Raw genomic sequence first — 9180 nt, 5'->3', positions numbered from 1 at the left:
CGCGCGGGTCACTGGCGGGTCTCCTGCAGCGGGGCCGGCAACGCGGCCGGCGCCGGCGGCGCCACCGCGCGCGCGCTGGGCAGCGCGGCATCGACCTCGGCGGCGGCGTCGGGCACGGTCGCCGGATCCGGCTCCACCGGCGCCGGCGGCGGCGCATGGCCGCTCTTGCCGGCGGCCTGCGCAGCTAGCCACGACTGGATGTCGTCCGGCGGCACGTCCATCAGCCGCAGCGCGCCTTCCATCACGTTGTGGAACACCGGCGCCGAGACCAGGCCGCCGTAGTACTTGGCGCCCTGCGGGTCGTTGATCACGATGACCGTGGCGAAGCGCGGGTTGCTCGCCGGCACCAGGCCCGCGAACAGCGCGTTGTAGTGGCCGCGCTCGTAGCCGCCGGGGCCGGCCTTGCGCGCGGTACCGGTCTTGCCGGCGACGTGGTAGCCCAGGATCGCCGCGCCCTTGGCGCCGCCCTGGGTGACCACGGTCTCCATCATCGCCACCACTTCCTTGGAGATCGCCGGGTCCAGCACCTGCTTGCTGTCCTCGTGCTGGCCCTTGACAAAGGTCGGGGTGACCAGGCGCCCGCCGTTGCCCAGCGCGCAGTAGGCGCGGGCGATCTGCAGCGGCGTCACCGACAGGCCGTAGCCGTAGGACATGGTGGTCTTGGACGAACCGCTCCAGCGCGCCGGCGACGGGAACACGCCGGCCGATTCGCCGGGGAAGCCGCTGTGCGGGGAGCTGCCGTAGCCGTAGCTGTGGACCTGGTCGTAGAAGGTCTGGTCCGGCAGCTTGGCCGCGATCTTCGCCGCGCCGATGTTGGAGCTGCGGGTGATCACCCCGGTCACGGTCAGCACGCCGTTGTTGCGCGGCACGTCCTTGATCGTGAAACGGCCCACCGACATGTAGCCGGGGTTGGTGTCGATCAGCGTGTCCTTGGTCACCACCCCGGCCTTGAGCGCGGTGGAGATGGTCAGCGGCTTCATCGTCGAGCCCGGCTCGACCAGGTCGGTGACCGCGCGGTTGCGGCGCACATCCGGGTTGACCCCGTTGACCGCATTGGGGTTGTAGGTCGGCAGGTTGACCATGGCCAGGATCTCGCCGGTGGCCACGTCCATGATCACGATCGAGCCGCCGGCGGCCTTGTTCTCGACCAGCGCGTTGCGCAGCTCCTTGTAGGCCAGGAACTGGATGCGGCGGTCGATGCTCAGGGTCAGGTCCTTGCCCGGCTGCGCCGGCTTGACCAGGTCGATGCTCTCGACGATCGCGCCCTTGCGGTCGCGGATCACCCGCTTGGCGCCCGGCTTGCCGCGCAGCCACGAATCGAACGCCAGCTCCAGCCCTTCCTGGCCACGGTCGTCGATGTTGGTGAAGCCCAGCACATGCGCCATCGCTTCGCCCTGCGGGTAGAAGCGGCGGAATTCGCGCTGCGAGAACACGCCGGGGATGCCCAGCGCGACCACCGCATGCGCCTTGTCCGGATTGATCCGGCGCTTGAGGTACATGAACTCCTTGTCCGCCTTCTGCGACAGCTTGGCGGTGAGTTCGTCGACCGGCAGTTCCAGCGCCTGCGCCAGCTGCGGGATGCGGTCGGGGCTGCGCAGCAGTTCCTGCGGATTGACCCAGATCGACTCCACCGGCGTGGACACCGCCAACGGCTCGCCGTTGCGATCGGTGATCATGCCGCGGGAGGTGGCGATCGGCAGTTCGCGCAGATAGCGCGCCTCGCCTTGGCGCTGGTAGAAATCGCTGTTGATCAGCTGCACGTAGGCCGCGCGGCCGATCAGGGTCACCGAGCACAGGCCCAGCGCCGCGCCGACCAGCACCAGGCGGCCGCGCAGGTTGAAGTTGCTGCGGGGGCGATTGCGGCCGCTCTTGTTCACGGACGCACCACCACGATGTCACCGGTCTCGGGGAACTTCATCCCCAGCCGCTCGCGCGCGACCTGGTCGACGCGATTGCTCTCGGCCCAGGTCGCCTGCTCCAGCTGCAGCCGGCCGAACTCGATGTTCAGCTCGTCGCGGTTGTGTTCCAGCCGCGACAGCTCCACGAACAACTGGCGATGGCGATGGCGCATGTACACCACCCCGATCGCCGAGGCGATGGTGCAGGCGAGCAGCACGAGCAGCAGCAGCCGACTCATTGGGCGTCTCCTTGCGGAGACGCCGGGATTGGGGATTCGGGATTGGGGATGCGGCGGGCGCTCTTCTCGAATCCCGAATCCCCACTCCCCAATCCCAGCTTCTCAGCCACCCGCAACACCGCGCTGCGCGCGCGCGGGTTCACCGCCAGTTCGTCGGCGTCGGCCTTGATCGCGCCGCCATGCAGGCGCAGGGTCGGCACGAAAGTCGTGGCCTCCGGCAGGCGGCGGTTGCTCGGCGGGGCCTTGGCGTGGCGCTGCATGAACTGCTTGACGATGCGGTCTTCCAGCGAGTGGAAGCTGATCACCGCCAGGCGGCCGCCGGGCTTGAGCCGGGCCAGCGCCGCGTCCAGGCCGGTCTCCAGATCGGCCAGCTCGCGGTTGATGTGGATGCGGATCGCCTGGAAGCTGCGCGTGGCCGGATGGGTCTTGCTGTCGCCGCGCGGCATCACCCCGGCGATCAGCTCGGCCAGCTCGGCGGTGCGGGTCAGCGGCTGCTTCTCGCGGCGGGCGACGATGGCGCGGGCGATGCGCCGGCTCTGCCGCTCTTCGCCGTAGGTCCACAGCACGTCGGCGATCTCGCGCTCGTCGGCGCGCGCCAGCCACTGCGCCGCGCTCTCGCCGGCCTCCGGGTCCATGCGCATGTCCAGCGGACCGTCCTTGCCGAAGGAAAAGCCGCGTTCGGCCACGTCCAACTGCGGCGAGGACACGCCCAGATCGAACAGCACCCCGTCCAGGGCAACGGCAGCGTCCCACTGGCCCAGTTCGGCAAAGCTGCCGCGATAGATGGACACGCGCGCGTCGCCGCCGAACGCATGTTCGGCTTCGGCGATCGCCTCGGGATCCTTGTCCATCACCAGCAGCCGGCCTCCTGGGCCGAGTTTGTGCAGCACCCCGCGCGCGTGTCCGCCACGCCCGAACGTGCCATCCAGATAGATTCCGTTTTCGATCACCTGCAGCCCGTCCAGGACCTGCGCGAACAACACCGGCACATGCGCCGCCGATGGTTGCGACACCGGGAGGTGACCGGCCTGCGCCTGTCCGCGCATCCGGACACCCCGACTCACAACTTCAGATCGAGCAATCCATCGCCCAGATCCTCGTCAGACAACGTCTGCTGGATCAGTGCGCGATGAGCCTGCTCGCTCCACAGTTCGAACTTGTCGCCCATGCCCAACAGCACGGCGCGCTTTTCAATGCCCACCGCGGCGCGATGGCTCGGCGGAATGGTGATGCGGGCGTTGGCGTCAAGCTCCAGCGCGGCCGACGAACCCACCAGCTTCTGCTGCAGGACCCGCACCACGCGCTGGGTGTTGGGCTTGGCCATGACGTCGTCACGGACCCGCTCCCACTCCTTCTCCGCATATAGCCACAGGCAGCCGGCCTCGAACGGGTTGTAGGTCAGCACCAGCCGATTGCCGCTCACGCGCGCGACGAGGTCGCGGTACGCGGTGGGAACCGCCATACGCCCCTTGTCGTCCACAGTGATTGCGGTCTCGCCCTGAAACACGACGCCTGCACCTTTCCGAATCCGCCTGGGCGGTCATTGAACCACGAAAAACCACAAAAAACCCGGTTTCCCCTCAAGTGCCCACCTTAGCAGCGCGCAACGGGTTGTCAACAACTTTGCGAGCGGTAAATCGCTAGCGGGATCAATGGTTTGCAACGATCTTTAGAGACTTGTTCAAGGCTTATCCACAAGTTACTGTTTCGTCTCAAATTTTGAGATTGAACGGAAATTCAGGCCTGTGTACGGGGCGTTAAGGCCATCGTCACCGGCCGTCGACATGGCGCCCGGACTCGCGCCGCGTTGCGCAAGCGCGCACACTGCGGCGCATGTGTCTGGTCGTTCTCGCGCACGCTGCGCACCCGCGATGGCGCTTGCTGCTGGTCGGCAACCGCGACGAATTCCACGCCCGCCCGACCGCGCCGCTGCAGCGCTGGCCGGCCCCGGCGCAGCGCCTGCTGGCCGGGCGCGACCTGCGCTCCGGCGGCACCTGGGTGGGGTTGGACGCCGCCGGCCGCTGCGCCGTGGTCACCAACGTGCGCGACCCGCTGGCGTCGATGTCCGGCGCCTCGCGCGGCGCGCTGATCGCCGACTACCTGACCGGCGCCGAGCCGGCCGCGGCCTTCGCCGGCGCGCTGGCGGCGCGCGCCGACGCCTATCCGCCGTTCAACCTGCTGCTGGCCGATGCCGCCGGCGCCGCCTACGTGGGCAACCACCCGCCCGGCCGCAGCGCCCTGGCGCCCGGCGTGCACGGCATGTCCAACGGCGCACTGGACGCGCCCTGGCCGAAGACCCTGCGCCTGCGCGCGGCCGTGACCGCCTGGATCGCCGCCGGCGGCGACGACCTGGCGCCGCTGTGGCGGGCGCTGGCCGACGAGACCCTGGCCGACCCGGCCGACCTGCCCGACACCGGGGTCGGCCCGGACCTGGAACGGCGGCTGTCGCCGGCCTTCATCCGTGGCAGCGAGTACGGCACCCGCGCCAGCACCATCGTCGCGGTGGACGCCGCCGGCCACGGCTGGATCCACGAGCGCCGCTTCGGCCCGGACGGGGTGTTCCTGGGGGAAACGCGGCTGGAGAACCAGGAGGCGCGACTGGACGCCCGAGCGCGGTGACGCCTGCGCTCAGGCGTACACCTGAGCCGCGGCTGCCACCGCACGCGAGGAAAGCACGGACATGGCGCGCATGGTACGGCGGCGGCTCAGACGGCTGCAGTCGGGACTGAAGGGAGCCTCTGATGACGAGAGGCGCACGCGTAGGAGCGGCTTCAGCCGCGATGAGGTGCTCCCAGGATCGCCCGTCGCGGCTGAAGCCGCTCCTACGAGACAACCTGATCCTTGGCGATAGCAGGCGATTAAAGGCCCGTAAAGGGCTCTCATAGTCGAAGACCCGCTGTGGCGCGCCATGGAAAGAAGAAAGTGGCGGAGCCGGCCGATAAGCCGGGTTCTGTCGTGGACAGTCATTCTTCTAGGCGCACCGTCACCGGTACGCTCGAGCAACCTACCCGGACCCGACGCGGGCCGCGCCATGAGGTCCCTATTTGGTCTTGCTCCAGGTGGGGTTTGCCGTGCCGGTCCGTTACCGGACTCGCGGTGCGCTCTTACCGCACCATTTCACCCTTACCGGCCTGCTTGCGCAGACGTAGGCGGTATCTTTCTGTTGCACTAGTCCGTCGGCTCGCGCCGCCCAGGCGTTACCTGGCACCTTGCCCTATGGAGCCCGGACTTTCCTCGGCATCCCCCCACACCGAAATGCGAGGGGATGACGCGACTGTCTGGCCGACTCCGCCACGCGCATTGTCGCATGTTTCCCCATTAGAAGCGGACGCCATCCCCCTCTCGGGACACCAGCAGTACCCGCGCAAAGCGGCTTTCCAACTGCCATTCATGTGCATTTCGCGGCACAGCCAAACTTGCTGCCATTGGCCAGAGGTCACAAATGACCAGAAGCCACACTTGGTCACAGCACTCTAAGTAACCCTCAATGTTTTTGTTCTTTCTTGAGACAGCGGCTTGCAGCAGATCCTGCGTCAAACTTGGTGTGCGCCAAACGGAACCACCAATCCAGCGCCCGGACTCATCGGGCTCCTGAGCACATATTGTGAGCCCTTGAAGCCACTGGGGAAGGAGTTGCCGCGCTCGGGCATCCAGGGCAAGAACCTGAAACATAGCCCCCGAATCAGTGCGATGCATCTCCACAAGCGCCACAAGTTCGCGAACCGCCGGTTTTTTTGCGGGCGGCGTACCGTCGAACGAGGCATTCACAAACAAGCGGTGGCCGTATGTCTCCTCATACAACATTCTCGCCTCGGCAAGAATGTTGCGTTGAGCAGCTTCTATCTCACGAGCAGGCAACCGCGACGCCGGATCGTCACGCTGGAAAAGCTGAGTGACCTCGATACCAACGCTCGTGTTGCTGCTACGGATCACAAGATCGGGCGCAGGCGGATCCGGTTGCTCCACAACGCCATTGGGGATCTCCTCCGGCATGACCACCCTGGCGAGGTCCAGCCATGCCAACTCTCTTGCCTTCTGGCGTGCCGCCTTGCTAGCCACCGCCGTACAACGCCTTGCGCGACGCACCGGTCAGCTCGGCGGCGAGCTTGGCGGCGGTGGACGGCGGCAGGTGTTCGCTGAGCTTGGCGTAGACGCGGCGGCCTTCGGCCAGCTGCGCGTCGGCGTCGTCGCCGGCGCCCTGCACCATCAGCACGAACTCGCCCTTGCGCTGGTTGTCGTCGGCCTCGACCCGGGCGTGCAGGTCGGCCAGGGTGCCATCGAGCACGGTCTCGAACAGCTTGGTCAGTTCGCGCGCCATCACGGCCGGGCGGGCGTCGCCGAAGGCGGCGCGGCAGTCGGCCAGGGACTCGGCGATGCGGTGCGAGGCTTCGTAGAACACCAGGGTGCGCGGCTCGCCGGCCAACCGCGCCAGGCGCTCGCGGCGCGCCGAGGCCTTGGCCGGCAGGAAGCCTTCGAAGGCGAAGCGGTCGCTGGGCAGGCCGGCCACGCTGAGCGCGGCGATCGCCGCGCAGGCGCCGGGCACCGGGCTGACCCGTACCCCGGCCGCGCGCGCCGCGCGCACCAGGCGGTAGCCGGGATCGCTGACCAGCGGGGTGCCGGCGTCGCTGACCAGGGCCAGCGACTGCCCCTCCAGCAGGCGCGCGACGATGCGCTGGGACAGCGCCTCCTCATTGTGTTCGTGCAGCGCCAGCAGCGGCCGCTCGATGCCGAAGTGGGCCAGCAGCTGGCCGCTGCGGCGGGTGTCCTCGGCGCAGATCGCCGCCACCGAGCGCAGCGTCTCCTGGGCGCGCGGCGTCAGGTCGGCGAGGTTGCCGATCGGCGTGGCGACGACATGCAGGGTTCCGGGCTGGGCGCTCATCTACGGCTTTCCATGGTCAAGGGTAGAATCGTAGCGGTTTTCCCCGGCGCGCCCGGCGTGCCCAGCCGAATGGACCAGAAATGAACAAGCGATTCGCAAGGATTTCCGCCCTGTCGCTGCTGGCGCTGCTCGTCGCCGGCTGCGCCACCACCAGCGTGACGCCGAGCGCTTCGCCGGCCCAGTCGGCGGCGCTGGCGCTGCTGGACCAGGGCAAGCCGCGGGACGCGGCGCAGCAGCTCGAGGCGCAGGCCGCCGGCGCCACCGGCAGCGCCCGCAACCAGTTGCTGGGCGACGCCGCCTTCGCCTGGTACGAGGCCGGCGATACCGCCCGCGCGCGCAGCCTGCTGGCGCAGGTGCAGCCGCGGCAGTTGCCGCCGCTGAGCAAGGTGCGGGTGGCGCTGGTCGAGGCCGAGCTGGCCCTGGCCGACCGCCAGCCGGCCAAGGCGCTGCAGGCGCTGGGCAGCGATCCGCAGGCGGTGCCGCAGAACCTGCGCGCGCGCTGGCACCTGGCCCGTGCGCAGGCGCTGGAAGGCACCGGCGACGCCACGGCGGCGCTGGACGAACGCGCCCGCGCCGACAACGGCCTCAGCGGCCAGGCGCGCAGCGACAACCAGCGCGCCATCGTGCGCCAGCTGGCCACGCTCAACGACGCCACCCTGCAGGCGCGCGCCGCCGCGCTGCCGGCCGGCGACCCGCTGTACAACTTCGTCGGCCGCGCGCTGCTGAGCCGCGGCCTGGCGCTGCCGCGTCCGTTCGACCGCGGCGAGCAGTGGGGCTTCGACACCAGCAAGCGGCCGCCGGCCGAACGCGACGGCTACCGCCCGCCGGCCAAGCTGGCGGTGCTGCTGCCGCTGAGCGGCAGCCTGGCTACCGCGGCCGCGCCGGTGCGCGACGGCCTGCTTGCCGGCTACTACGGCGAGACCCGGCGGCGCCCTGCGATCGACTTCATCGACACCACCGGCACCCCGGCCGGCGCGCTGGCCGCCTACCAGAAGGCGGTCGACGGCGGCGCCGATTTCGTGGTCGGCCCGCTTGGCCGCGACGAGGTGACCGCGCTGTTCGGGCGCGACGCGCTGCCGGTGCCGGTGCTGGCGCTGAACCGCGGCACCCACGCGCCGCCGGGCGGCAGCGCCGGTTTCTCGCTGGCGCCGGAAGACGACGGCATCGCCGCCGCCGAGTACCTGCTGGCGCACGAGCGCCACAACACCCTGGTGATCGGCAGCAACGACGACAACGGCCGCCGCGCGGTGGCCGCGTTCCGCGACCGCTTCAGCGAGCGCGGCGGCAAGGTCGCCGGCAGCGTCAGCGTGGCCGACACCCCGGGCGACATCGGCGCGCAACTGCGCAACGCCGGCGCCGCCGATTCGGTGCTGCTGGCGGTCAAGGGCAATACCGCCCGCGCGCTGGCGCCGCAACTGGCGCTGGCCGGTTTCGCCGGCAAGACCCGGGTGGCGACCTCGCAGCTGGTGCTGGGCACCGGCAAGCCCGAGGACGACCTGGTGCTGGACGGCATCGTCTACCCGAGCGAGCTGTGGAACGTGCGCGGCGTCGGCGGCCTGCCGGCGGCGACCAGCGTGGCCGACATGCTGCCGACCGCGCGCGGCCCGGCCGGGCGCCTGTTCGCGTTCGGCTACGACGCCTGGCAGATCACCGCCTACCTGGAGAAGCTGGCGACCGGCAAGGACAGCGGCCTGCGCGGCGCTACCGGCGTGCTGCACCTGGACGGCTTCGGCAACATCGTGCGCACCCCGGCCTGGTCCACCTTCAGCGGCGGGCGCCCGACCCCGCTGCCCGATGGAAACTGAGCGGCGCCGACGCGGCAACGCGGTGGAAGCGGCGGCGCGCGCCGAACTGGAGCGCGCCGGCCTGCGCCTGATCGCCGCCAATGTCGCCTTCCGCGGCGGCGAGCTGGACCTGGTGATGCAGCAGGCGCAAAGCCTGGTGTTCGTCGAAGTGCGCTACCGGCGCAGCACCGCGTTCGGTGGCGGCGCGGCCTCGGTCGATCTGCGCAAGCGCCGCCGCCTGCTGCTGGCGGCGCAACTGTTCCTGGCCGCGCATCCGCAGTACGCCAACTGGCCGTGCCGCTTCGACGTGGTCGAGGCCGAGGGCGATCCGCCGCGGCTGACCTGGCTGCGCGACGCCTTCCGCGCCGAGGATTGCTGAG

Annotated in this window: 9 protein-coding genes and 1 other RNA gene; 3 read left to right on the top strand and 7 right to left on the bottom strand. The window is 69.9% G+C overall.

The window, feature by feature from the left end; translation table 11 throughout:
* Positions 1–8: 8 nt before the first annotated feature.
* The 4 genes from PIQ37_RS08090 to mraZ are packed head-to-tail and all read right to left on the bottom strand — an operon-like array spanning position 9 to position 3644.
* Complete coding sequence (locus tag PIQ37_RS08090) at positions 9–1877, bottom strand: peptidoglycan D,D-transpeptidase FtsI family protein (protein WP_043093186.1); 1869 nt, start codon at positions 1875–1877, stop codon at positions 9–11.
* Positions 1874–2137, bottom strand: a complete 264-nt coding sequence (gene ftsL, locus PIQ37_RS08085) for a cell division protein FtsL (RefSeq protein WP_010344441.1) — start codon at positions 2135–2137, stop codon at positions 1874–1876. The genes PIQ37_RS08090 and ftsL overlap by 4 nt, the downstream gene beginning before the upstream one ends.
* Positions 2134–3183, bottom strand: a complete 1050-nt coding sequence (gene rsmH / locus PIQ37_RS08080; protein ID WP_342073139.1) for a 16S rRNA (cytosine(1402)-N(4))-methyltransferase RsmH — start codon at positions 3181–3183, stop codon at positions 2134–2136. Before rsmH ends, ftsL begins: the two co-directional genes overlap by 4 nt.
* Positions 3184–3197: 14 nt before the next feature.
* On the bottom strand, positions 3198–3644 hold the full coding sequence (gene mraZ / locus PIQ37_RS08075; RefSeq protein WP_026144304.1) for a division/cell wall cluster transcriptional repressor MraZ: 447 nt from the start codon (positions 3642–3644) through the stop codon (positions 3198–3200).
* A 326-nt stretch (positions 3645–3970) separates the two neighbouring features.
* Here mraZ and PIQ37_RS08070 point away from each other — a divergent pair, with 326 nt between their 5' ends.
* Complete coding sequence (locus PIQ37_RS08070) at positions 3971–4756, top strand: NRDE family protein (RefSeq protein ID WP_342073063.1); 786 nt, start codon at positions 3971–3973, stop codon at positions 4754–4756.
* Positions 4757–5060: 304 nt separating this feature from the next.
* Here the strand turns inward: PIQ37_RS08070 and rnpB are convergent.
* The 3 genes from rnpB to rsmI form a co-directional block, all read right to left on the bottom strand.
* An RNA gene (gene rnpB, locus PIQ37_RS08065) (RNase P RNA component class A) lies at positions 5061–5427 on the bottom strand.
* Positions 5428–5455: 28 nt separating this feature from the next.
* Positions 5456–6160, bottom strand: coding sequence for a hypothetical protein (locus PIQ37_RS08060; RefSeq protein ID WP_342073062.1), 705 nt, complete (start codon positions 6158–6160; stop codon positions 5456–5458).
* Positions 6161–6188: 28 nt separating this feature from the next.
* Positions 6189–7016, bottom strand: coding sequence for a 16S rRNA (cytidine(1402)-2'-O)-methyltransferase (gene rsmI, locus PIQ37_RS08055; RefSeq protein WP_150411220.1), 828 nt, complete (start codon positions 7014–7016; stop codon positions 6189–6191).
* A gap of 80 nt (positions 7017–7096) precedes the next feature.
* Here rsmI and PIQ37_RS08050 point away from each other — a divergent pair, with 80 nt between their 5' ends.
* Positions 7097–8821, top strand: a complete 1725-nt coding sequence (locus PIQ37_RS08050) for a penicillin-binding protein activator (protein WP_342073061.1) — start codon at positions 7097–7099, stop codon at positions 8819–8821.
* Entirely contained in the window at positions 8811–9179 is a 369-nt protein-coding gene (locus PIQ37_RS08045; RefSeq protein ID WP_017914048.1) for a YraN family protein, read from the top strand. Before PIQ37_RS08050 ends, PIQ37_RS08045 begins: the two co-directional genes overlap by 11 nt.
* Position 9180 lies beyond the last annotated feature (1 nt).

The sequence above is a fragment of the Xanthomonas protegens genome, assembly GCF_038442435.1.
GTDB lineage: Bacteria > Pseudomonadota > Gammaproteobacteria > Xanthomonadales > Xanthomonadaceae > Xanthomonas_A > Xanthomonas_A sontii.
This window is presented reverse-complemented; position numbering and strand designations above follow the sequence as displayed.

Bases quoted from the DNA above. Each gene is read 5' to 3' on its own strand.
- rsmH (WP_342073139.1), bottom strand. From the start codon at position 3,183: ATGCGCGGACAGGCGCAGGCCGGTCACCTCCCGGTGTCGCAACCATCG.
- rsmI (WP_150411220.1), bottom strand. From the start codon at position 7,016: ATGAGCGCCCAGCCCGGAACCCTGCATGTCGTCGCCACGCCGATCGGC.
- ftsL (WP_010344441.1), bottom strand. From the start codon at position 2,137: ATGAGTCGGCTGCTGCTGCTCGTGCTGCTCGCCTGCACCATCGCCTCG.
- PIQ37_RS08050 (WP_342073061.1), top strand. From the start codon at position 7,097: ATGAACAAGCGATTCGCAAGGATTTCCGCCCTGTCGCTGCTGGCGCTG.
- PIQ37_RS08045 (WP_017914048.1), top strand. From the start codon at position 8,811: ATGGAAACTGAGCGGCGCCGACGCGGCAACGCGGTGGAAGCGGCGGCG.
- PIQ37_RS08070 (WP_342073063.1), top strand. From the start codon at position 3,971: ATGTGTCTGGTCGTTCTCGCGCACGCTGCGCACCCGCGATGGCGCTTG.